The organism is Sphingopyxis sp., from assembly GCF_016793825.1.
GTDB lineage: Bacteria > Pseudomonadota > Alphaproteobacteria > Sphingomonadales > Sphingomonadaceae > Sphingopyxis.
The window spans coordinates 152,317-173,209 of the sequence record NZ_JAEULM010000030.1; the positions used below are offsets into that span (position 1 = coordinate 152,317).

The window sequence follows — 20,893 nt, forward strand, 5'->3', positions numbered from 1 at the left end:
GTTGGCAAGGCCGGACTGTCCGGCTATCAGGCCGGCAATTCCCGGAGGGGCCGCCGGGCTGCGCCGTTTTGCGCGCGCGCATCAGGGGCGGGCCATCCTTCTTCGGGGACTTTGTCAGTTCACCCATGCAAGGGCAATCGAATGGCCAGTGAAACCGATACTACCGCCGGCATCGAAGATGGCGTGCGGCGCCGGGACTTCATCAACATCGCAGCAGTCAGTTTTGCAGGTGTCGGTGCGGCCGCGGTGGTGCTCCCCCTGGTCAACCAGATGAACCCCTCCGCCGACGTGCTCGCGCAATCGACCACCGAAATCGACATTTCGGCGATCCAGCCGGGGCAGGCGATCAAGACCAGCTGGCGCAAGCAGCCGGTTTTCGTCCGCAACCTCGTGCCGGCCGAAATCGCCGCCGCGAAGAAGGTTCCCCTGAGCGACCTTCGCGACCCGCAGACGATCGACGAGCGCACCAAGCCCGGCAAGGAAAACTGGCTGATCACGCTTGGTGTCTGCACCCACCTTGGCTGTGTGCCGCTTGGCGCGGCCGAGGGTGAAAATCGCGGTGACTTCGGCGGTTATTTCTGCCCGTGTCACGGTTCGCACTACGACACTGCGGCGCGTATCCGTAAGGGCCCGGCACCCAAGAATCTGGTCGTGCCCCCCTATGAATTCAACAGCGACACTGTCGTGACGATCGGCTGAGGAGCGAGATAAGATGAGCTTTCCCTGGGCCAAGAACTACGAACCGCAGCAGCCGCTGATGAAGTGGCTGGACGAGAAGCTGCCGCTTCCGCGCCTCGTCTACAACGCGATCGGTGCCGGCTATCCGGTTCCGCGCAACCTCAATTATTTCTGGAACTTCGGCGTCCTCGCGGGCGTCGCGCTGGTGATCCAGATCGTCACCGGTATCGTATTGGCGATGCATTATGCCGCCAATGCGGGTGTCGCCTTCAACTCGGTCGAGCATATCATGCGCGACGTGAATGCCGGCTGGTTCATCCGCTACGCGCACATGAACGGCGCGAGCATGTTCTTCATCGTCGTCTATCTGCATATTTTCCGCGGCCTTTACTACGGTTCGTACAAGGCGCCGCGCGAGATGGTGTGGCTGCTCGGCGTGGTGATTTTCCTCCTCATGATGGCGACTGCCTTCATGGGATATGTTCTTCCGTGGGGGCAGATGAGCTTCTGGGGCGCGCAGGTGATCACGGGCTTCTTCTCGGCCATTCCAGCCGTCGGTGACCCGATCCGCGTCTGGCTGCTTGGCGGCTTTGCGCCGGATAATGCCGCGCTGAACCGCTTCTTCTCGCTGCATTACCTGCTGCCGTTCGTCATCGCGGGCGTCATCATCCTGCACATCTGGGCGCTGCATATCCCGGGTTCGTCGAACCCGACCGGCATCGAGGTGAAGGACGAACAGGACACCGTCCCGTTCCACCCCTATTACACCGCGAAGGACGGCTTCGGCGTCGGCGTCTTCCTGCTGCTGTTCGTTACGCTGACCTTCTTCAGCCCGAACCTGCTCGGCCACGCCGACAACTATATCGCGGCGAACCCGCTTTCGACGCCGGCGCACATCGTGCCCGAATGGTATTTCTGGCCGTTCTACGCGATCCTGCGCGCCTTCACCTTCAACTTCCTGTGGATCGATGCGAAGCTGTGGGGCGTGCTCGCCATGTTCGCGGCGATCGCGCTGCTGTTCTTCCTGCCCTGGCTTGACAGCTCGCCGGTGAAGTCATCCAACTATCGCCCGCTCAACCGGATTTTCTTCTGGGTCCTGGTTGCGGACGTGTTCATTCTGGGCTGGTGCGGAAAGAGCCCGGCCGAGCAGCCTTATGTTCTGCTCAGCCAGCTTGGTGCGGCTTATTATTTCGCGCACTTCCTGATCATCCTGCCGATCATCTCGCGGATCGAGCGGCCGTTGCCGATGCCGAATTCGATCACCGAGGCGGTCCTCGCAAAGCATGCCGACGCCCCGTCGGCAGCCACGGCCTGAGCGCCGGACTTTAATAGGAGCTGATAAAGCCATGGTTCGTCCGCTCGGTTTCCTCGTCGGCCTGGGTTTCATTGCCGCGCTGGTGTTCGCGATCCTCACGACGCCGCTCACCAATGAGCCCAATGCTTCGCACGAGTTCCACAAACATCCGAAGCATCTGAAGCTGGCCAGCGATGGCTTGATGCCGCACTGGGACAAGGCCCAGTTGCAGCGCGGTCTTCAGGTGTACAAGGAAGTCTGCTCGGCCTGTCATAGCCTGCACCTCGTCGCGTTCCGCGATATCGGGGATCTCGGCTATACCGAAGGTCAGGTGAAGACCTTCGCGAAGGGCTTCCAGGTGCCGTCGGTCAACCCCGACACGGGCGAACCGGCGACGCGCGACGGCCTGCCGTCGGATTACTTCCCCGGCCCCTATGCCAACGAAGTTGCGGCGCGTGCAGCGAACAACAATGCGTTGCCGCCTGACCTGTCGTTGATCACCAAGGCGCGCGAAGGCGGCAAGGACTATGTCTATTCGCTGCTGACCGGTTTCCAGAATCCGCCGGCGAACCTGCCGAAGGAATTGCGTCCGGGCACCGGCCTCCACTTCAACCCCTATTTCGCGAACCTGAACCTCGCGATGGCGCCGCCGCTGACCAAGGGTCAGGTGACGTTCGCCGACGGTTCGCCGAATACGGTCGAGGCGATGGCCAAGGATGTCAGCGCGTTCCTGGTCTGGACTGCCGAACCCAAGCTGGTGAAGCGCGTCCAGGTGGGCTGGGCAGCCCTCATCTTCCTGCTCATCTTCACCGGCCTGACCTATATGTCGTACCGCAACATCTGGGCCGACAAGAAGCATTGAGGTCATAAGGGAGGGCGACCACGACGATGATCGCCCTCCCGCCTCAGCCGGACCTCGACCTTGCGTCGCTCGTCCGCACCATCCCGGACTTTCCCAAGCCCGGTGTTCAGTTCCGCGACATTACGACGTTGATCGGCGACGCAGTCGGCTTTGCCGAGAGCGTCCGCCGCCTGAGCGCGCGCGCCGCGGCCCATCGTCCCGACTACATCGTTGCAGTCGAAGCGCGCGGGTTCCTGTTCGGTGCTGCGATGGCGACGGCCATGGGGCTGGGGGTCGTCCCTGTGCGCAAGGCGGGAAAGCTGCCGGGCGTCACCATCGGCGTGGATTATGAACTCGAATATGGCGTCGACCGGCTCGAACTGCACGAGGGTGCGGTTTTGCCGGGGCACCGCGTCGTATTGGTCGACGACCTGCTGGCAACAGGCGGCACGATCCTCGCGACGGCAGCGCTGATGCGCAGTGTCGGAGTCGAAGTCGCGGCGGCGATGTTTGTCATCGACCTGCCTGATCTGGGCGGCGCGCAGCGACTGGGGGCATCAGGGATTGCTTGCGAGACGCTGATCGCGTTCGATGGCGATTGATAGCGAGGACCGGGCGAACGCCATGGTGCGCGCGCTCCTCGAGGCCGACGAACACCGCATGGCGGCCCTATCGGCCGTCGCCGATCTGGCGCTTCCCGATGGATGGATCGGCGCCGGATTTGTGCGCGACGCCGTTTGGGATCATCTGCACGGTCGTTCGGGCGCTCCTCCGGCAGGCGACACGGATGTGTTGTGGTTCGATCCCAAAGCGGCGGATGAAGCTGTCGATCGGGCCTTCGAAGAGGAGCTGGGAGCAGTGCTGCCGTGCTTCGACTGGTCGGTAAAGAACCAGGCGCGGATGCATGTACGCAATGGCGATGCGCCCTATGTTTCTGTGGCCGATGCGATGACGCACTGGCCCGAAACGGCGACTGCGGTCGCGGCGAGGCTGGTTGCGGGGGGCGTCGAAATCAGCGCGCCTCTAGGCCTCGACGATCTGTTTGCCATGCGATTGCGGCCGACGCTTTCCTTCGCAGGAAGAGCAGATCCGATTTTCCGGCAAAGGCTCTCGTCGAAACGCTGGCTCGAACGCTACCCGATGCTGACGATCGCTCAGCCCTGACGGCGGCAAAGAAAAGGCCCGCGTCCGAAGACGCGAGCCGATCGCCCTTTTTATGCGCGCCGGGTCTTAGAATGGCACCCAGTTCTGCTTTTTGCGGAACTTCATATAGCCGACATTCGCGCCGAGCCGCGCGCCGACGCCGACGCGGATCGGGATGAGGACGACATCGCCGCGACGAAGATAGGAGGCGTTGAAGCCGCCGATCAGATAGGCGGCGCCTTCGCCCGCAGGATAGCGTTTATAGAGGTCGTTGGTGTCGAACAGGTTGTAGACGAGGACGAAGGTGTTGCCCGCATTGGCGCCCGCGTCGAAACCGACCGAGGGGCCCGTCCAGTACGCCGGCATCTCGCCCTCCACTTTATGGAACAGGGTTCCCGAGCCATAGCGGACGCCGAGAACAAGCGCGCCGCCAGCCTCGCGGCCGACGATATAGGCATTGGGCTCGCCCTGCTTCTTGAGGATGTCTTCTATCAGACCCGCAAGACCCTGCGCCCCCTTGCCGAAAACGCCCTCGGCCGCGCCGATCAGGTCGTCCTTCTTGTAGGTCGTTCCCGGCGGCGCAGTGTTGACCACCGTATCGGTCGTGCTCGTGGTCGTGCCGGCGTCCGGAGTCGCCGAATATTGCTGGTCGCCGGTGGCGAGGTCGCTGTCGAGTGACGGGTCGCTTGCGGCTGGCGATGCGGCTGGGGGTGCGGGGCGCGGATTGTCGAGGTCGGAATCGATAGCCGTGTTCGGATCCACCGAGGTCATCTGTGCGTTTACCGCGACGGGCGAGAGCATCAGCCCCATGGATGTAACGGCGGTGGCGGCAAGATAGGTGAGCGTCTTACGCATATTTCCCCCAAATCGGTTGGCGCATGGTGCGCCACGCGAGTTTACCATGACTCGTACAGTGAATCGCGAGCAATGAATGGGCGATGACTTGAGTCGATTTTGCGCCAGACCGAATCGATTTTGCCGCGAGCCGTGACGTGGAACGTCAAAATAGGGCAATGTTTGGCGTTGCGGGGCGCGAAACGCATGGCTATAGCGACCCGCCTAAGGCCAGCCTGCCGCTAGCGCGGTAGACCATGCGGAGACGTGGGTGAGTGGCTGAAACCAACGGTTTGCTAAACCGTCGTACTGGTAAATCCGGTACCGAGGGTTCGAATCCCTCCGTCTCCGCCACTTCTCTTCGGCCGTGTTAACTTCAGGCTGAAACGCGGCGAACTGCTTCGCATCGGCGCGATTGCCCGCTGAGCGATCAGGGAGCTTTTGGCGTTGCCTGCGGGGCGTGTTGCCGACATTGGCGAAGCCTCCTGCCGGAGGATCCGGGCTCCGATTGCCACACATATTTCGGGCGCGCCTCGGACTCGCGGTTCCCCATCGATCGCGCTGCTCTGTTGGAGCTGTGAAAGTTCGTGTTTCCGTTGACCTGATGGCCGTTTGCCGCTGTGAGGCACGCAGCCGCAACCTGTCGCCCATCGTTGCAGCGGTCGTGCCGCGCCGGCGCTGAACGACCGGGCAACAAAGGATGGACGATGCAAAGCAAGTCGACAGGTGGCGCCCTTGGGCTGGATTTCGGTACGACCAACACCGTGGTTGCGCTGGCGGACGGTGCGGGCGCGACCGAGCTTGTCGAATTCGGCAGCGAGGACCCGCACAGTTCGGTGTTCCGGTCGGCGCTGTGTTTCTGGGAGGAGGAGCGGGCCTGGCAGGGCATCGCGCATGAGGCGGGTCCGTGGGCGATCGAGGAGTATCTCCAGTCGCCGCTCGACAGCCGGTTTGTCCAATCGTTCAAGAGCGTCGCGGCGAGCCCGCTGTTCGAGCGCGCGATGATCTTCAACAGGATCTTTCGATTCGAGGATCTTGGCCGGCTTTTCCTGCAGAAGCTCGTGGTTCACGCTGGCGGGCGTCTGGACGAAAGACCGCGCCGGATCATCGTCGGCAGGCCGGTCGAGTATGCGGGCGCCCGCGCCGACCCCGTGCTGGCGCGCCAACGCTATGACCTTATGCTCCAGGCGTTTGGTGCCGAGCTTCATTATGTCTTCGAACCGTTGGGTGCGGCCCATAGTTATGCCTCGCGGCTGTCGCGGCCCGCGACGATCCTCGTTGCGGACTTCGGGGGCGGGACGACCGACTTCTCGGTTGTTCGCATCGCCGAGCCGGGCGCAGTGCGGCGCTGCATCCCGCTCGCGTCGGCGGGAATTGCGATTGCCGGCGACCAGTTCGACTATCGCATCGTCGACCGGCTTGTCCTGCCGTTGCTGGGCAAGGGTAGCCATTATCGCTCGTTCGAAAAGATCCTCGAAATTCCGGGCGGCTATTTCGCCGATTTTGGAAACTGGTCTCGCCTCGCGCTGATGCGGAACCGTCGAACGCTCGACGAGCTTCGGCGATTGCAGCGGGACGCGGAGCGACCCGAACTCATCGGGCGGATGATCGCGCTGATCGAGCATGAGCAGGGTTTTCCACTCTATGACGCCGTTGGTCGGCTGAAACGGGCGCTTTCGAACAGCGATGCGGCCCAATTTTCGTTCAGCGGCGGGGGTGTGGAAATCCGGGCGGACGTCCTGCGCCGCGATTTCGAACATTGGATATCGGAAGATCTTGGCCGTATCGAGGCCGCAATGGACCGGGCGCTGGAAAAGGCGGGGGTGGAGGCTCGCGGTATCGACCGCGTCTTCCTGACCGGAGGGTCGTCGTTGATCCCGGCGATCCGCGCCGTCTTCGACCGCCGTTTCGGTTCCGAACGGATCGCCACTGGCGATGAACTGACATCGATCGCGCACGGTCTTGCCCTGATCGGTGAGGAGGAAAATCCCGGCGAGTGGGCAAGCTGATCGCTATGGCGGATCAAGAGAAGGATTAGCCCGTCGGGAAAAGGCGAAAAAGGCTACAATAATTATTGTAATTGCGAATCGTTCTCGATAATGGCGAGCTTCCTTCAGGCAGACTCCTCCCAATGCATGCACCCCAAAATCAGCGACCGGCGAGCAAGAAGAGCCGCAAGGCCTTCTGGCTGAAGCAGCTGCATATGTGGCATTGGATGAGTTCGGCGATCAGCCTGATCGGGCTCGTCCTGTTCGCGATCACCGGCTTCACGCTCAATCACGCCGCCGATATCGAAGGCTCGCCCGTCGTGACCGAGAAAGCGGTGCAAATGCCGCCGACGATTCTCGGACAACTCGGCGCCGATCCCGCGGGCGGGAAGGGTGCGCTGCCCAAACCCGTCGCGACGTGGGTCGAAGGTCATTTTCCGGTCAAGGCGTCGGGTGAGGCCGAATGGTCCGCCGATGAAGTGTATCTGCCGGCGCCGCGCCCGGGCGGAGATGCCTGGGTCGCGATCGATCGCGCAACGGGCGAGGTGACAAGCGAAGTCACCGACCGTGGGTGGATCTCCTATCTCAACGATCTCCACAAGGGCCGCAATTCGGGGCAGGAATGGAGCCTGTTCATCGATATCTTCGCCTTTGCGTGCATGGTCTTCGCGATCACGGGCCTTTTCCTGCTGTGGCTGCATTCGGCAAAGCGCAAGAGCACGTGGCCGCTCGTTGGCGCGGGCCTTGTCCTTCCGGCGGCCGTCGCGATCATTTTCATCCACTAAGGAGAGCTTTCATGCAGTCCCCATCGCGAACGATCCTGATTGGCGGAACATTGGCGGCGGCGTTGACGGCGCCGGTCGTCGCGGCGGCGGCACCGGCCACGATGGACGTCACGATCACGATCCCGCAACTGAAGGTCGCCGAATATCACCGCCCTTATGTGGCGATCTGGGTCGAAAAGGCCGGCGCGCCCGCCAAGACTGTCGCGGTCTGGTACGACCATGACATGAAGAACAACGAGGGCAACAAGTGGCTGCGCGACGTGCGTCAGTGGTGGCGTGCCTCGGGCCGCACGATGACCTTCCCCGCGAATGGCATCACGGGCGCGACGCGCGCGCCCGGCGCGCAGAAAATATCGTTCACCCGGGCGCAGCTCGGCGCGACCGCTGCCGGCGAATATACACTTGTTATCGAAGCGGCGCGCGAGGTTGGCGGCCGCGAACTTCTCCGCATTCCGTTCACTTGGCCGGCGAAAGCCGGTGCCGGCGGCCGCGCCGCGGGCAAAGCCGAATTGGGCGCCGTCTCGGTCGCTTTCCGTTGATCTTTCGAAAGGACAGGCAAATGAAGAAGCAGATTCTCCGACTGGCCGCGACGGTCGCGTTGGCGGCAATGGCCGTTGTTCCGGCGAGTGCACATCGGCAGTGGATGATGCCGTCGTCCACGGTGCTTTCGGGCGATGATGTCTGGGTAACGGTCGACGCCGCGGTTTCGAACGACCTGTTCTATTTCGAACATCAGCCGCTGCGGCTCGACGCGGTCAAGGCGTGGGCGCCCGACGGCACCGAAGTGGCGATCGAGAACAAGTCCACGGGGCGCTATCGCAGCACGTTCGACGTTCACCTGACGCAGAAGGGGACCTATCGCATCGCGTCGGTCGCCGACATGCTGATGGGCAGCTATGACCTCAATGGCAAGACCGAGCGTCTGCCGCGCGGGACGACCGCCGACAATCTCGCCGAGAGGGTTCCTGCGGGCGCGACCAACGTGAAGACCGCTGAAGCCAACAATCGCAACGAGATTTTCGTGACCGTCGGCGAGCCGACGACAACATTGTTCAAGCCGACGGGCAAGGGCATCGAGCTGGTTCCCGTGACCCATCCGAATGACCTGATCGCCGGAGAGGCGGCGACATTCCAGTTCCTGCTGGACGGAAAGCCCGCGGCGGATTTGCCGGTGACAGTCATTCCCGGCGGAATCCGGTATCGCGACCAGCTTGGCCAGATCGATCTCAAGACCGGTGCCGACGGCAAGGTGTCGGTGACCTGGCCCGAAGCCGGCATGTACTGGCTGAACGTCACGACGCCGCAGGCCGGCGAGGGCGCGGAAGGGACGCCGCCGCCGATCGCGCGCCGCGCGAGCTATGTCACGACGCTTGAGGTGCTGGCACCCTGAACGACCGGGTTCTGATTCCGCGTGCGTTGACGCCGGCCGCCTTTGCGCCGCGCGTCGCGGACGGGGGCGTCGAAAGCTTCGCGGGCGAGACGATGGGCACCAACTGGTCGCTCCACGTCCTGTCCCCGCCGTCCGATGTCGTGGCGGGGCTTCAGGCCGCGTTCGACCGCGTCGTCGCGCAGATGAGCCAATGGGCGCCGGACTCCGATCTGTCGCGTTTCAATCGGGCGCCGGCCGGGCAATGGCAGGCGGTGCAGCCCGAACTGGCCCATGTCATGACGGCCGCGACCAGGATTGCGGAGGCTAGCGATGGTGCCTTCGATATCGGCCTTGGCAAACTTACCGAGCTTTGGGGATTCGGCAGCAACGGGCTGGTGACTCGTCCGCCGGACAGCGTCAGCCCGGACGACCGCACGATCGAATTCGATGCCGGGACGTCGCGCGTCCGCCGCGGCGCGCACGCGGCGCTCGATCTGTCGGGGATCGCCAAGGGCTATGGCGTCGATCTCGCGGCCGAATGGCTGCTTGACCAGGGTGTCCGGCATTTCCTGATTGAAGTCGGTGGCGAACTGCGCGGAGAGGGAATTCGCCCCGACGGCCAACCCTGGTGGGTCGATGTCGAGATGCCGCCCACATCCTCCCGTCCCGCCTGGCGCATCGCGCTGCATGATCTGTCGGTTGCGACTTCGGGCAACTACCGGCGCAATTTCGAAGCGGATGGCCAGCAGTTTTCGCACAGCTTCGACCCGCGCACTGCGCGCCCGATCATCAACGGCGTGTCATCGGTGACCGTCGTGCATCGCAGTTGCATGATGGCGGATGGTTGGGCGACCGCCTTGACAGTAGTCGGGCCGGACAGGGCGATGGAGCTGGCCGACGCGGAGGGGCTGGCGGCGACCATGGTCGTGGGCGACCGCGAATTCTGTTCGCGCGAGTGGCGCGCGATGCTGGATTAGCTGTCGGCCCAGCGCCGCAACAAATTGTGGTACACTCCGGTCAGACGCACCACCGTCGCATCGCCCTGACCGAGCGCCATCGCCGCACCTTGCACGCCCATGTCGAGATCGAAGAGCAGGTTTCGCTGGCCCTGATCGCGGACCATCGACTGGATCCACATGAAGCTCGCCACGCGTGCGCCCGATGTGACGAGTTCAACGCGGTGGACGGTGGTCGAAGGATACAGAACCATGTGCCCCGCCGGCAGTTTGAGTCCCGGCGCTTCGGTAAACCCCTCGACCACCAGGCCGCCGCCTTCATAACTGTCGGGGTCGGCAAGAAAGAGCGTAGCGGACAGATCGCTGCGCATCCGGAAATCGCTGCCGCGCCGCATCCGGATCGCATTGTCGATATGGTCGCCGAAATTTTCGCCGCCGGAATAGCGGTTGAAATAGGGGGGATAGATTTTGAGCGGCAGCGCCGCCGCGATGAACAGCGGGGCGCGGCCAAGCGCGTCGAGAACAAACCGCCCCGCCTCTGCTGCGGCTTCGCCGAATTCGGGCAATTGCTGGTTGTGCTTGGCGAGCGCCGCCTGGGGCCCCGACGTTTCATTACCGTCGACCCAGTCGGCGGCATCGAGCAGCGCGCGGAGCCTGGCGACGCCTGCCGCGTCGAGAATATCTGGAATGATGCGGATCATGCGCCGCTTCTAGGCTGAAAAGGGCGGGAACGGCAATCGCCGCGCCCGCCCGCTTGATCAGAAATTATAGAAGAGACTGAACACTGCCGAGCGCGCGTCGCCGGGCGTTGCCCAGCCGCCGCTGACCGCGCCCCCGCCAACGACACCCGTGCCGGATATCGTCGCCGCGCCGACATTGTTGCGGACGCCCGTGTAATAGTCCTCGTTCGTCAGGTTCGAGACATTAAGCTGCGCGACGAAGCCGTTCTTGAAGTCATAGGACACAAAGGCACGGTGGATCAGATAGTCATCGACCATGAACTGCGTGCGCTGAGCGAGGTTGCGCTGGTTGGTCGCGAACTTGCCCTGATAGGTGATGCCGTAACCGATCTGGAGCCCGAACGGGAAGACATAGGTCGTGAACAGGCTTCCCGAATGCTTCGGCGTCTGGATGAGCTGGTCGCCGCGCTGCGGATCGGGGGTAGCGGCATTGTTGCCGCAACCGGTCGCTCCCGGCGTCGCAAGGCAGAAGTCCGAAACGCTCTGTCGCACTTCGCTGTCGAGATAGGTGTAGTTGGCAAACACCGCCCATTCCGGGGTGATATTTCCGGTCACACCGAGCGCGACGCCGTCGACGCGCGATTCGCCGTCAAGAACCTGCAGCGAATTGGGCTGTGCGGGATCGTTCGACGGGGTCCGGAAGTTGCTGCGCTCGTTGCGGAACAGTGCTGCGGTAAGCAAAAGCTTCTTGTTCGCCAGTTCGGCCTTGGCGCCGATTTCGTAGGTCCGGGCCTTTTCCGGCGCGACGGCGCAGGGATCGGCTGCACCGGTCGCGGCGAGCGTGCCGCAGCCCAGGCGCACCGTCGCCGACGAGGGCGTCTTGGCATTGCCATAGGCGCTGTACAGGCTGACGTTTTCGATCGGATGGAAGACCGCGCCAACGCGGTACGAGAAGAGGCTCTCGTCGCTGACCTGCGTCGGCAACTGCAGCGCCGTGAGCGGAGTCGTACCCGGCGGATAGGTTCCGAGCGGGATGTTGCGGAATTCCGCGCGGTTCTTTTCGTACCGCACGCCGGCGTTCAGTTCGAACATCGAGCCAAGTTCCAGCGTGTCGAACGCATAGATCGCGGCGTTGTGGCTATGCCCCTTCGATCGGGCGGTGACCGTGAAATTGATCGGGCCGGTGTAGACCGTGTCCGGGTTCGCAAGATTGATCTGCGGCAGCGGGATCGCCTGACCCAAGGTGTTGCGCGCAAGGCTGGCGGTCGTGATGCTGTAGTCTTCCCAGCTCAGCGAGCCGCCGACCACGAGTGTGTTGTGGACGCCGCCGGCGGTGCCGCTCTCGACGGTCAGGTCCGTCTGGTTATGGACAAGGTTGTTCACCTGGTCGCGGACCAGTCCGCGCGGGCCGTTGGGCTGGAAAAAGCCGGGCGCCACCGTGACGACGAGCGGGTTCGCGCTGGTACGGAATACCCCGGCGGAATCCACGACGTTGGTCAACGAGACAGTACAGGCGTTACCCGTCGTCGCGTTTGCCGACGATCCGACCGGTTGTCGGTTGTTGGCGAGGCAGAAGGTGCCTTGCGGCGCACTCGTCTGGCTGTACTGGCCGACGCGCTGCCAGCGGGTCAGGTTACGGATCGAGATATTGTCGTTGAAGGCGTGGCGGAACGTTGCGGTCAGGCGGTCGACCTTGGTCTTCTGCTTGTCCAGATTGACGATACCGAAATAGTCGCTGTCGTTGACTCCGGGCAGCGGCCCGTCGTTGAGCGTGCTGAGGAAGAAGGGGACGCCATAGATCGGCGTGTTGTTATCGTCCTGATGGATATAGGCCAGCGTCAGGCTGGTGTCGCTGTCGACGCCGATCGTGATCGACGGCGCGACGCCCCAGCGCTGGTAAGATTCAACGTCGCGGCCCGGAACGTCGTTCTCATGATACATCGCGTTCAGGCGGACGGCGATCAGCTCGTTCACGCGCCAGTTGCTATCAACGGATGCGCGATAGTAATTGTCGGTCCCGACCGCGGCCTGCACCGTCGTCGCGTTGCGCGCGAACGGGATCTTGCTGACGAGATTGATCGTGCCGCCGACGCTGCCCGATCCGTTGAAGACGGAATTTGCGCCGTTGTAGACTTCGATCTGCTGCAAATTGAACGGGTCGGTCCGGCTGTACTGCGCGCTGTCGCGGACGCCGTCGACGGTGAGGTCGTTGTTCGCCGAATAGCCGCGCAGGTTGATCGAGTCGCCATAGCCGCCGCCGCCTTCGCCGGCGCCGAAGGTGATGCCCGGGATCGTCGACAGCGCGTCGCGCAGCGTCAGGAGATTCTGCTGGCGCAATTGTTCCTGCGACACGACGGTGACCGTCTGGGGCGTATCGACGATGGGTGCCGTGGACTTCGGCGATTCCACCTCGGTCGCGAGGCTGCCGGTCACGATAATGTCGTTACGGCTGCCAGGTGCGTCCTGGGCGGCGTCGGCTTCGGCTGCGAGCGCGGGCGCGCTGATCAGGCTGCCCACGCAGGAGAGTGCGAGGAACGATGCGGAAGAAGTTTTCACGGATAACCCCCTTTTGGTTTGGTTGTCCGCGCCGCTATTGAGAGTCGTTCGCAGTGTCAACAGATATTGATAATCGTTCGCGTTTATGTCGCAAATTGTGGCAATCGAGCATCTGAAAGGGTGTGGGCGCCTTAGCGCTTACTTTCGAGCCACCAACGCTGCCGCCAGCCATAGGAGCTCGCGACCGGCTCACCCGCGCTGTTCGTCGCGGGCCTGAAGCGGAACCGCTCTTCGATCAGGCGACACGTCGTCGCGTCCAGCGAAGCATCGCCGCTCGACCGCGTAACGCGGCACCTGGTAACTCGCCCGGTCGGCTCGATCGTGAAGCGCACCTCCACCTCGCCACCGACGTTCGCGCGGCTTGCCGTCTTTGGATAATCGCGGTCGCGGATCACGCCGCTCTGCCATATGGCTTTGCTGCCACCTCCCGTTCCAGAGCCCGAACCGCCAGCGCCCGTTCCGTCGCCGCGCCCCCCGGCGCCTGAACCGGGGCCGGGCGTGGGCGTGGCACCGGCGGAAGCATCCGCGCCCGATCCTGGCGTTGATGCAGCGACAACCTCCTGCGGCTTTGGTGGTGGCAGCCTGGGAGGCGGCGCGACGACAGGTGCAGCCTTCGCATATTCGTTCGCGGCTGAGGCCTTGCCGCTCGGTCTCTCCCGCGGTGTCCGATCAGGCACCGTCTTTTCGTTCGACGGCGGCGCGGGGAGGGCGATAGCACTGATCGCCTCGCTAGCTGTGCGTAGCACGGGGAGGTCGAATCCGCTCGCCAGGCCCAACCCAATGCCGACCGCGACAAATAGCGCACCGCCGCTGGCGAGCAGCCGCTGTCGAGCCGGAATCTGTCCCGTATAGACCATCGCGCCTTCCCGGGCGCGCGTTCGCCGCGCGCGTTCGCCGCCGGTCTAGAGGAACGCCTCTAGCGTGGACATGAACCGCTCGAACTGGTCATGATGCAACCAGTGGCCGGCGTTTTCGAATTCGATGACCTTTGCGGTCCTGAAATGATCGAGGCGCCCGTCTTTCTCAGGATTCGAGGCCCAGCTGTCGGCGCCATAAAGCAGGAGCGTCGGACAGGTGATGGCCGACCAGAGCGATTCGATATCATTCTGTGGTAAATCGACGATTGGCCAGACATTCAGATAATTGTCGAATTTCCAGCTCCAGCTCCCGTCTTCGTTGCGGTTGATGCCGTGGATGGTCAGATGCCGGGCCTGCTCGGGCGTCAGATAGGCATTTTCGGCTGCCATTCGTGCCAGCGCATCGTCGAGCGTCGCATAGCGGCGCGGTTGTCGCCCGGCGGCCTGACGCTTGTCGTCGATCCATTTGCGAAACCGGTCGGCAAAGGGTTTCGCTGCACGCTCGGCCATGATCTTCGGCGAAGGGCCCAGCCCCTCGATCGCGACCAGTTTCTTCACATTGGCGGGATAGAGCCCGGTATAGCGAAGCGCGATGTTGCCGCCCATCGAATGCGCCACGATCGTCACCGGCGCGAGGTCGAGCTGATGGATCAACTGCGCGAGATCATAGACGAACGCGCCCATTTCATAATTGCCATCGGGCGCCCATGCGCTGTCGCCATGTCCGCGAAGGTCGGGAGCGATGATATGGTAGCGATCGGCCAGCCGATCGGCCACCCAGTCCCAGCTGCGGCAATGGTCGCGTCCGCCGTGGACCAGCAATAGGGGCGGTGCATCGCGATTGCCCCAGTCGGCGTAGTGCAGCTTCAACCGTTGCGAGATGAAGCTGTTGGAGGTGGGGCCACTTGCCATCTTCGGCTCCTTGCTGTCTGGTCCAGTTTCAAAAGGCGACTGAATGGGATCCGTCAACCCCACAGCGGTTCCATCAAGGGAAAGGAACACCAAACGCATGACGACATTTCGGGACAATCTGCTTGCGGGCAAGACGGCATTTGTCGCAGGCGGAACGAGCGGGATCAATCTTGGGATTGCGAAACGCTTTGCCGAACTCGGGGCCAGGGTGGCGGTCGCGGGGCGCGATCCCGACAAGGCGCAGCGCGCGGCGGACGAGATCGGACACGCGGCGATCGGGCTGTCCGCCGATGTTCGTGACTATGCGGCGATTCGTGGCGCCATGGAAACGGTAGCCGGCAAGCTCGGCCCGATGGATATCGTCATCTCCGGCGCTGCGGGCAATTTTCTGGCGCCCGTGCTCGGCATGTCGGCGAATGCTTTTCGGACCGTGGTCGATATCGATCTCAATGGCACCTTCAACGTATTTCGCGGCTGTCATGACTTGCTGAACCGCCCCGGCGCCTCGCTGATCGCGATTACCGCGGGGCAGGCGATCAACGCTTCGGCCCTTCAGGCGCATGCCTGCGCCGCAAAGGCGGGAATCAACCAGCTCATTCGCGTTCTCGCCCTCGAATGGGGGCCGGACGTTCGGGTAAACGGCATCTCGCCAGGACCGATTGCGGATACCGAGGGCATGAAACGCCTCGCTCCCGGCGCCGAGGCTCGGCAGGCACACTACGACCGGATCGCGATGAAGCGCTGGGGGAACGTCGCCGAGGTCGCCGAATCGGCAGTCTTTCTTTGTTCGCCCGCCGCCGGCTATATCACCGGCACGATCCTGGATTGCGACGGTGGCAGTCAGATCGGCGACGCCTCGCGCGGCGACCTGGCCCGCGGCATGGCCTGATCCGTTTGGCAAAGAAATGCCGCCAGCCTGTTCGGGCCGGCGGCGTGTCACCATTGACGCTGCGTCCAGCAACCCATGCAGTCGGTCGCTTCGGGCGCGAGCGGCTCGCCGCAGCGGGCGCAATTGCCTTCCGGTGTACGTGTTGCGCCGAAGGAGACGAACCGGCGAATGGTTCGCCAGATGAAAATGAGCGTCTTCCGCATGTATGGCTGACACCAAATGCTCGCCATCGTGGGAGATGATCGGTCCGAAGTGGACGCGATTGTGAGCTGTGTGGGATGCCATCGGCGACAGACGCAAAAAACCCCGCTGTCTCGCGGAGAAAGCGGGGTTTTTTAATGGTGGGCGTGGCAAGGATTGAACTTGCGACCCCTGCGATGTCAACACAGTGCTCTACCACTGAGCTACACGCCCATCCCTTGGGGTGACGCGCCCCCTAAATGGCTCCGCGCGGCTTGGCAAGCCCTTCGCGCGGAGATGCGGCGTTATTGTTGGCTCGACCGGTCCGCGCGACCGAACATATTGTCGACTTCGCGCACCAGATCCTTGAGGTGGAAGGGCTTGGACAACAGCTTCGCCTGCGGCACATTTTCCTCGGCGCGAAGGGAAACGGCCGCAAAACCGGTGATGAACATCACCTGCGTCTGCGGAGCGACCTTGGCGGTGTGCTGCGCAAGTTCGATGCCATCCATCTCGGGCATCACGATGTCGGAAAGCAGGAGGTCGAACGTCCCCGAGTCGATATAGGGGACCGCCGCGGTGCCGCGATCGACCGCGGTCACATGATAGCCGGCGCTGGTCAGTGCCCGCGCCAGATACTCGCGCATCACGTCATCATCTTCCGCGAGCAAAATGCGAATCATGTCGAAATACGCCCCCCTGGTCCCTCGTGACGCCGGTTCCGTCGGCATCACTGAATATGGTAAAGTCGCCGTATAGCGTCAGAGATTTAACAAATTCCCGCGCCGCTGGATTCATCGCGCCTTTTTTGCCACGTTGCGGCGATGTCGCGTCGCACCATCTCGCCAGCCGCTGTTGCTGTCAACCGGCCCGTGAGGCGAAGTCCCGTCGTTGTATCCGTGCCGCATGCGGGTCGCGTTTATCCGCCCGAGATATTGGCTGCCGCTCGCGTGGCGCGCGCGGATCTCGAGCGCCTTGAAGATGGATGGTGCGATCTGATTGCCGCCGGTGCCGATAAGGCGGGCGCCACGGTCGTCGCGGCGCTTTGGGCTCGCGCCGTTGCCGACTGCAACCGCGGGGAAGGGCAGATGGCACCCGGCGAAGTCGCGCCGGCACTGAGGTCGCAGTTTTCGGCGCCGGGGCGCAAGGAACGTGCAGGACTCGGCGTCGTGCCCACCCGGCTGGCCGACTGCGGACCGCTCTGGAAGCGGCCAATCGACCGGGCCGCACTCCATTGGCGGCTCGAATCGCTGCATCGTCCCTATCACACCGCTCTCGCTGAGGAACTGGCGGCCGCGCGTGAAGGCTTTGGTTATGCGATACTGATCGATCTTCACAGTATGCCGCCAATTCCGCCAGGGCAGAAGGGGCATGGCGCGCGCGTAGTGATCGGGGATCGTTTCGGAACCACCGCGGGCGATGGCCTTGTCGAAATGGTGGCAGAGGCTGCGGCGCGTCTTGGCGAGCCCATATCGCGAAATCAACCGTATGCCGGCGGCCATATCGTTCGTACGCATGGCAAGCCTGCCGATGCGGTTCACGCGGTACAGATCGAAATCGACCGCACGCTCTACCTCAACCCGGACCGGTCGCCCGATGTCGAGCGTCTTGCGCGATTGAGCGGCTGGTTTGCGGACCTTATCGCCGATGCCGTGGCGTTTCGCGATCGCCCCGAAACCCTGCCGCTCGCAGCCGAATAAAAAACCACCTCGTACCGGAGTACGAGGTGGCCAGGGTCCAGGGAGGACGCGCCCACGTCCTGCGACGGGGCACTGGCCGTGATGGAAAGGGGGAAAACCACGACGGCGTACGGACAATCTAGGCATTGTCGGCCGGCGTTACAAGGTCTGATAATTGCAAAAGATACTGGTCGGGGAGAGAGGATTCGAACCTCCGGCCCCTGCCTCCCGAAAACGATGATCGTCGCCATACTGGCGCGAATCCGTCACTCAATTTCGGTTTTGCGCCCCTCCGATCGCATATGTTCGCGATTCGTCTCACTTCAAGGTTCAAACCGAACTTAGGAGCACTGTTCCACGGTCGGGTCGCTCTGATGCACATCGACCCCGGCGACTTCACCCCCGAAGCCCTGAAGGCGTTCGCGCACCCCGCCCCCACAGGTGCAGCATGACCACCAATGACCGCACGGGGGCGACGCCGGGGCCTTGGATCGCGACAGAGCGCTGTGGATACCATGAAATCCTAGCCCCTGACGATGGCTGCGAGTGGTACGGGCGCCCAAATATGCACGCCGTTGCGTACTGCGACACGGAAATTGACGAAGGTGAACAGGAGGCCAACGCCCGCCTGATAGCGGCGGCACCTGCTTTGCTTAGCCAACTGCAATACGCGGTAAAACTGCTCGGCGCATTCCCGGCGTTGGGTGGCACAGCCCAAGTCCAGTCGATGCGCGCCGCCATCGCCCAAGCCACCGGAGGCCACCATGATCTATGATCGCGTCTGGCGCTGGCGGGTCAACCTTCCCGAACGTCATGGCCAGCTTTGCCGGATCGTCGCGCGCGGCAAGATGAATAGCTGCCAGATCGAATTCGAGGACGGCGAGCGCCACATCGTTTCGCGCAATGCAATCCGTAAGATCGCCGGAGGCCACCATGAGCGGTGAGCGGGGCGACCTTAAAGCACTGGTAGAGAGAATAGAGGGGGCGCGTTTGGGGGTAGCCGAGAGCTACCAACCGTGTCTCGATCCCAATGTTGTCGTCGTGGATCGACGTGCGCTCGACAAGCTTCTTGCCGCCACAACAAGTCTCCGTGCCCGTATCTTAAAAGGATCTGATGATGAGTGATCGTGATGCGCGGGCGTTGCCTGCGGCCCGCGCCGCTACGGCTTCGCCGCCGAGTCCTTCGGTCTCGGGCATAGCTGGCATCGCCAACGCGGAAGATGCGTTGCGATGCCTGATCCGCTTTCTTGAAGCCGACAGCGGCTCATCGAATGCCGTGCTGCGCGCCGCTGAGATTGCGAGCGCGGCCCTTCCGCCAGAACCCGATGAGCCTCTCGAGAGTGTCGTTTTCTGGGCCACCGACTTTGGCATCTACGGTCGCGTGTCGATTACGCTTCCCGTGAACAATGGCGGAGACGAACAATTTGACGCCGATTTTGAGGACGCGATGGCTTTCGTGAAAGCCGTTGTTGGACGTCGGAAACTCGCCCGACGAAGGAACCCACCCATGACCACTGAACCAACCAAGGAGATGATCGCGCTGGCGAGGGAGTGCGCGGAACGCCATGGCTGACCTGATCGAACTGCCGCAGCGCTGCACCTGCGCCGAAGTTCTTGGCGAAGACCCGAACTGTGACCTGCACGGTGTCGCGACCGAGTGGGCGCTTGAAAACATCCTGCCTCGCGATTGGCAGGAGATGGTTTTGGAGCAAGCCGCAGAACTGGAGAAGCTGGCTCCGCTCGCAATATCCCTGCAAGCGACTGCGGAAGCGGCGGCGCATAGCGCCAGCGAACTCACCGCGCTTAGGGAGCGGGTGGCGGAGTTGGAGGGTGCCTTGTACGATATCGCGCACTGCCACGAAACTCCCGGTGCAATGCGCGAAAAGGCCCGCGCCCTCCTCGCCCAACAAGGAACGGGACATGCGTGATCCGGTATTCACGACGCGGGAGGAATTGGAGGCTTGGGAGGAAACGCTGTGTTCACGATCCTACCTCGACAACCCCCGACATGGGCACATCCCGTTCGTGATCCAGCGCGTCCGAGCCGCCCACGCCCATCTACTCAACCAGGAGAGCGATAATGGATAAGCCTGACGAGCTGGCGGCACCGCAATATGCGGGGTTTGCGCCGTGCCCCACTTGCAGGCAATACAGCCATAGCCTTGGTGACGACGCGCTGGCGAAAGCTTACATGCACTTCGAGATGATGACTGCGCATCCGGTACGCGGTCACCCGATGGGGCATGTTTACGACGACACGACCCGCGATGCCGCGCAAGTGCTCATGGCTGCCGCCCGCGCCGCCCTCTCTGCCGCAGGAGGTGGGGATGAGTGATCCTGATACGCTGGTCGATCGCCTGCTTGGCTTCACCTATGATTGGAACGGCTCTGAGATGGCAGACGAGGCGCCCGCGCTGACTGAGGTTAATTGCGGCTTGCTTCGCGAGGCAGCGCTGCGGATTCGCCAGCTTGAGGGGGTTGGCGGGCAACCGGGATCCCCCAGTCCAAACCCGCCGTCAGCATCATATCAGGCGCGCGATCCGGTAGCAATGGAGCGAGCGCGACCGAAGTTGCGTTCAGGCGGCTATGTTGGCTTCCCCCGCGACGGGGAACGTGTCTGCGAGACTTGCGAAGGGACGGGCCACAATCTCGAACGCCAGCGCGACCGATGGGCTGGCTGCGACGTCTGCGAGGGAACTGGCGTCCTGCCTATCACCGATCCGACCAGCAAATGGGCGGGAAACCAGATCGGCGAACTCTGACGTGAAAGACCGCCTCGTCGCACTCGCACGCGCCGGCGGCTCGCTTCCTTGGGGTAGGTCGGATCCGGCCCTCCTCGAAAAGCGCCTGATCCGAAAGTACCGCGGGTCATTCGGAGAGGAATACGCCGATCTGACGGGGCGGGGGATGGCCGAGGCGCAGAGGATATTGCGCAAGGGGTAAGTGCCGGTCTTTCCCGACTGCCAGGCCGCCCTTACCGAAGGGCATAACGTCGCAAGCGACGGCGGGACTTGAATCCGCGCTCTACCAAGTCTCGGCCAACGAGCCGGAATTGAACCGGCGTTCTCGAAATCAGTAGCGCCAATGATCGGGAAGCGCAATTCGCGCGCTCGCTTCAGTCAATCTCCAACTACAAACTGTAGCATGCTCGAAAACATGGGGCCGGTGTCAAAAAGGCGGTTCCTCAGCGCATCCTCTTTATCATTCTACGAGGTAGGACCCGCAGTTTTCTGCCGTTTTCCCGCATTTTTT

At 63.0% G+C, this 20,893-nt stretch carries 24 protein-coding genes and 2 tRNA genes; 19 read left to right on the plus strand and 7 right to left on the minus strand.

The features are described from left to right. Window positions 1-141: 141 nt before the first annotated feature. Genes petA through JNM03_RS09465 form a run of 5 tightly spaced genes read left to right on the plus strand, consistent with a single transcriptional unit; the run spans window position 142 to window position 3,977 of the window. Window positions 142-699, plus strand: a complete 558-nt coding sequence (petA, locus tag JNM03_RS09445) for a ubiquinol-cytochrome c reductase iron-sulfur subunit (protein WP_237837440.1) — start codon at window positions 142-144, stop codon at window positions 697-699. 13 nt (window positions 700-712) lie between these two features. Continuing rightward, complete coding sequence (locus JNM03_RS09450) at window positions 713-1,993, plus strand: cytochrome b/b6 (protein WP_294036200.1); 1,281 nt, start codon at window positions 713-715, stop codon at window positions 1,991-1,993. Window positions 1,994-2,024: 31 nt separating this feature from the next. Further along, the gene (locus JNM03_RS09455) at window positions 2,025-2,834 is read left to right on the plus strand and encodes a cytochrome c1 (RefSeq protein ID WP_294036201.1); all 810 of its coding nucleotides are present in this window, start codon (window positions 2,025-2,027) and stop codon (window positions 2,832-2,834) included. A gap of 26 nt (window positions 2,835-2,860) precedes the next feature. Next, window positions 2,861-3,415: an adenine phosphoribosyltransferase gene (locus JNM03_RS09460; RefSeq protein WP_294036202.1), complete on the plus strand. Its 555-nt coding sequence runs from the start codon at window positions 2,861-2,863 to the stop codon at window positions 3,413-3,415. After that, complete coding sequence (locus tag JNM03_RS09465) at window positions 3,405-3,977, plus strand: nucleotidyltransferase family protein (RefSeq protein ID WP_294036203.1); 573 nt, start codon at window positions 3,405-3,407, stop codon at window positions 3,975-3,977. The genes JNM03_RS09460 and JNM03_RS09465 overlap by 11 nt, the downstream gene beginning before the upstream one ends. A 66-nt stretch (window positions 3,978-4,043) precedes the next feature. Here the strand turns inward: JNM03_RS09465 and JNM03_RS09470 are convergent, their stop codons facing one another. Beyond that, on the minus strand, window positions 4,044-4,811 hold the full coding sequence (locus JNM03_RS09470) for a DUF1134 domain-containing protein (RefSeq protein ID WP_294036204.1): 768 nt from the start codon (window positions 4,809-4,811) through the stop codon (window positions 4,044-4,046). 240 nt (window positions 4,812-5,051) lie between these two features. Here JNM03_RS09470 and JNM03_RS09475 point away from each other — a divergent pair. The 6 genes from JNM03_RS09475 (at window position 5,052) to JNM03_RS09500 (ending at window position 9,909) form a co-directional block, all read left to right on the plus strand. Further along, window positions 5,052-5,144, plus strand: a tRNA-Ser gene (locus tag JNM03_RS09475). 353 nt (window positions 5,145-5,497) lie between these two features. Then, the gene (locus JNM03_RS09480; protein ID WP_294036205.1) at window positions 5,498-6,799 is read left to right on the plus strand and encodes an Hsp70 family protein; all 1,302 of its coding nucleotides are present in this window, start codon (window positions 5,498-5,500) and stop codon (window positions 6,797-6,799) included. A gap of 122 nt (window positions 6,800-6,921) precedes the next feature. Beyond that, a complete protein-coding gene (locus JNM03_RS09485; protein WP_294036206.1) occupies window positions 6,922-7,563 on the plus strand; it encodes a PepSY-associated TM helix domain-containing protein in 642 nt (213 codons plus the stop codon). An 11-nt stretch (window positions 7,564-7,574) separates the two neighbouring features. Further along, entirely contained in the window at window positions 7,575-8,102 is a 528-nt protein-coding gene (locus tag JNM03_RS09490; protein WP_294036207.1) for a DUF2271 domain-containing protein, read from the plus strand. A gap of 20 nt (window positions 8,103-8,122) precedes the next feature. After that, window positions 8,123-8,953, plus strand: a complete 831-nt coding sequence (locus tag JNM03_RS09495; protein ID WP_294036208.1) for a DUF4198 domain-containing protein — start codon at window positions 8,123-8,125, stop codon at window positions 8,951-8,953. Window positions 8,954-8,979: 26 nt separating this feature from the next. Continuing rightward, window positions 8,980-9,909 (plus strand): FAD:protein FMN transferase, encoded by a 930-nt coding sequence (locus JNM03_RS09500; protein ID WP_294036209.1) that lies wholly within the window; start codon window positions 8,980-8,982, stop codon window positions 9,907-9,909. Here JNM03_RS09500 and JNM03_RS09505 read toward each other — a convergent pair. The 4 genes from JNM03_RS09505 to JNM03_RS09520 all read right to left on the minus strand — a co-directional run bounded on the left by JNM03_RS09505 (window position 9,906) and on the right by JNM03_RS09520 (window position 14,893). Then, window positions 9,906-10,589, minus strand: coding sequence for a Fe2+-dependent dioxygenase (locus JNM03_RS09505; protein WP_294036210.1), 684 nt, complete (start codon window positions 10,587-10,589; stop codon window positions 9,906-9,908). The genes JNM03_RS09500 and JNM03_RS09505 overlap by 4 nt on opposite strands. A 57-nt stretch (window positions 10,590-10,646) precedes the next feature. After that, window positions 10,647-13,124, minus strand: coding sequence for a TonB-dependent siderophore receptor (locus tag JNM03_RS09510; RefSeq protein WP_294036211.1), 2,478 nt, complete (start codon window positions 13,122-13,124; stop codon window positions 10,647-10,649). A 131-nt stretch (window positions 13,125-13,255) separates the two neighbouring features. Continuing rightward, window positions 13,256-13,981 carry an energy transducer TonB gene (locus JNM03_RS09515; protein WP_294036212.1) on the minus strand — a complete coding sequence of 242 codons (726 nt, stop codon included), beginning with the start codon at window positions 13,979-13,981 and terminating at the stop codon, window positions 13,256-13,258. A gap of 45 nt (window positions 13,982-14,026) precedes the next feature. After that, complete coding sequence (locus tag JNM03_RS09520; RefSeq protein ID WP_294036213.1) at window positions 14,027-14,893, minus strand: alpha/beta hydrolase; 867 nt, start codon at window positions 14,891-14,893, stop codon at window positions 14,027-14,029. Between the two features lie 97 nt (window positions 14,894-14,990). On the opposite strand from JNM03_RS09520, the gene JNM03_RS09525 reads away from it, so the two are divergent. Next, window positions 14,991-15,782, plus strand: coding sequence for an SDR family oxidoreductase (locus JNM03_RS09525; protein ID WP_294036214.1), 792 nt, complete (start codon window positions 14,991-14,993; stop codon window positions 15,780-15,782). A gap of 339 nt (window positions 15,783-16,121) precedes the next feature. Here JNM03_RS09525 and JNM03_RS09530 read toward each other — a convergent pair. Both JNM03_RS09530 and cpdR read right to left on the minus strand, forming a co-directional pair. Continuing rightward, a tRNA-Val gene (locus JNM03_RS09530) sits at window positions 16,122-16,196 on the minus strand. A gap of 71 nt (window positions 16,197-16,267) precedes the next feature. After that, window positions 16,268-16,645: a cell cycle two-component system response regulator CpdR gene (gene cpdR, locus JNM03_RS09535; RefSeq protein ID WP_294036215.1), complete on the minus strand. Its 378-nt coding sequence runs from the start codon at window positions 16,643-16,645 to the stop codon at window positions 16,268-16,270. Window positions 16,646-16,786: 141 nt separating this feature from the next. Here cpdR and JNM03_RS09540 point away from each other — a divergent pair, with 141 nt between their 5' ends. The 7 genes from JNM03_RS09540 to JNM03_RS09570 all read left to right on the plus strand — a co-directional run bounded on the left by JNM03_RS09540 (window position 16,787) and on the right by JNM03_RS09570 (window position 20,403). After that, window positions 16,787-17,662 carry an N-formylglutamate amidohydrolase gene (locus JNM03_RS09540; RefSeq protein ID WP_294036216.1) on the plus strand — a complete coding sequence of 292 codons (876 nt, stop codon included), beginning with the start codon at window positions 16,787-16,789 and terminating at the stop codon, window positions 17,660-17,662. 544 nt (window positions 17,663-18,206) lie between these two features. After that, a complete protein-coding gene (locus JNM03_RS09545) occupies window positions 18,207-18,416 on the plus strand; it encodes a hypothetical protein (RefSeq protein WP_294036217.1) in 210 nt (69 codons plus the stop codon). Beyond that, complete coding sequence (locus JNM03_RS09550; protein WP_294036218.1) at window positions 18,406-18,585, plus strand: hypothetical protein; 180 nt, start codon at window positions 18,406-18,408, stop codon at window positions 18,583-18,585. Before JNM03_RS09545 ends, JNM03_RS09550 begins: the two co-directional genes overlap by 11 nt. Window positions 18,586-18,755: 170 nt before the next feature. Next, entirely contained in the window at window positions 18,756-19,214 is a 459-nt protein-coding gene (locus JNM03_RS09555) for a hypothetical protein (protein ID WP_294036219.1), read from the plus strand. Next, on the plus strand, window positions 19,207-19,569 hold the full coding sequence (locus tag JNM03_RS09560; protein WP_294036220.1) for a hypothetical protein: 363 nt from the start codon (window positions 19,207-19,209) through the stop codon (window positions 19,567-19,569). Before JNM03_RS09555 ends, JNM03_RS09560 begins: the two co-directional genes overlap by 8 nt. A gap of 152 nt (window positions 19,570-19,721) precedes the next feature. Continuing rightward, window positions 19,722-19,976: a hypothetical protein gene (locus JNM03_RS09565; RefSeq protein ID WP_294036221.1), complete on the plus strand. Its 255-nt coding sequence runs from the start codon at window positions 19,722-19,724 to the stop codon at window positions 19,974-19,976. Then, complete coding sequence (locus tag JNM03_RS09570; protein WP_294036222.1) at window positions 19,969-20,403, plus strand: hypothetical protein; 435 nt, start codon at window positions 19,969-19,971, stop codon at window positions 20,401-20,403. The genes JNM03_RS09565 and JNM03_RS09570 overlap by 8 nt, the downstream gene beginning before the upstream one ends. Window positions 20,404-20,893: the final 490 nt, after the last annotated feature.

What these genes read in the sequence shown, in the direction of transcription:
- petA (WP_237837440.1), top strand. Translation starts at nt 142, where the DNA reads ATGGCCAGTGAAACCGATACTACCGCCGGCATCGAAGATGGCGTGCGG.
- JNM03_RS09450 (WP_294036200.1), top strand. Translation starts at nt 713, where the DNA reads ATGAGCTTTCCCTGGGCCAAGAACTACGAACCGCAGCAGCCGCTGATG.
- JNM03_RS09455 (WP_294036201.1), top strand. Translation starts at nt 2,025, where the DNA reads ATGGTTCGTCCGCTCGGTTTCCTCGTCGGCCTGGGTTTCATTGCCGCG.
- JNM03_RS09460 (WP_294036202.1), top strand. Translation starts at nt 2,861, where the DNA reads ATGATCGCCCTCCCGCCTCAGCCGGACCTCGACCTTGCGTCGCTCGTC.
- JNM03_RS09465 (WP_294036203.1), top strand. Translation starts at nt 3,405, where the DNA reads ATGGCGATTGATAGCGAGGACCGGGCGAACGCCATGGTGCGCGCGCTC.
- JNM03_RS09470 (WP_294036204.1), bottom strand. Translation starts at nt 4,811, where the DNA reads ATGCGTAAGACGCTCACCTATCTTGCCGCCACCGCCGTTACATCCATG.
- JNM03_RS09480 (WP_294036205.1), top strand. Translation starts at nt 5,498, where the DNA reads ATGCAAAGCAAGTCGACAGGTGGCGCCCTTGGGCTGGATTTCGGTACG.
- JNM03_RS09485 (WP_294036206.1), top strand. Translation starts at nt 6,922, where the DNA reads ATGCATGCACCCCAAAATCAGCGACCGGCGAGCAAGAAGAGCCGCAAG.
- JNM03_RS09490 (WP_294036207.1), top strand. Translation starts at nt 7,575, where the DNA reads ATGCAGTCCCCATCGCGAACGATCCTGATTGGCGGAACATTGGCGGCG.
- JNM03_RS09495 (WP_294036208.1), top strand. Translation starts at nt 8,123, where the DNA reads ATGAAGAAGCAGATTCTCCGACTGGCCGCGACGGTCGCGTTGGCGGCA.
- JNM03_RS09505 (WP_294036210.1), bottom strand. Translation starts at nt 10,589, where the DNA reads ATGATCCGCATCATTCCAGATATTCTCGACGCGGCAGGCGTCGCCAGG.
- JNM03_RS09515 (WP_294036212.1), bottom strand. Translation starts at nt 13,981, where the DNA reads ATGGTCTATACGGGACAGATTCCGGCTCGACAGCGGCTGCTCGCCAGC.
- JNM03_RS09520 (WP_294036213.1), bottom strand. Translation starts at nt 14,893, where the DNA reads ATGGCAAGTGGCCCCACCTCCAACAGCTTCATCTCGCAACGGTTGAAG.
- JNM03_RS09525 (WP_294036214.1), top strand. Translation starts at nt 14,991, where the DNA reads ATGACGACATTTCGGGACAATCTGCTTGCGGGCAAGACGGCATTTGTC.
- cpdR (WP_294036215.1), bottom strand. Translation starts at nt 16,645, where the DNA reads ATGATTCGCATTTTGCTCGCGGAAGATGATGACGTGATGCGCGAGTAT.
- JNM03_RS09540 (WP_294036216.1), top strand. Translation starts at nt 16,787, where the DNA reads ATGTCGCGTCGCACCATCTCGCCAGCCGCTGTTGCTGTCAACCGGCCC.
- JNM03_RS09545 (WP_294036217.1), top strand. Translation starts at nt 18,207, where the DNA reads ATGCACGCCGTTGCGTACTGCGACACGGAAATTGACGAAGGTGAACAG.
- JNM03_RS09550 (WP_294036218.1), top strand. Translation starts at nt 18,406, where the DNA reads ATGATCTATGATCGCGTCTGGCGCTGGCGGGTCAACCTTCCCGAACGT.
- JNM03_RS09555 (WP_294036219.1), top strand. Translation starts at nt 18,756, where the DNA reads ATGATGAGTGATCGTGATGCGCGGGCGTTGCCTGCGGCCCGCGCCGCT.
- JNM03_RS09560 (WP_294036220.1), top strand. Translation starts at nt 19,207, where the DNA reads ATGGCTGACCTGATCGAACTGCCGCAGCGCTGCACCTGCGCCGAAGTT.
- JNM03_RS09565 (WP_294036221.1), top strand. Translation starts at nt 19,722, where the DNA reads ATGGATAAGCCTGACGAGCTGGCGGCACCGCAATATGCGGGGTTTGCG.
- JNM03_RS09570 (WP_294036222.1), top strand. Translation starts at nt 19,969, where the DNA reads ATGAGTGATCCTGATACGCTGGTCGATCGCCTGCTTGGCTTCACCTAT.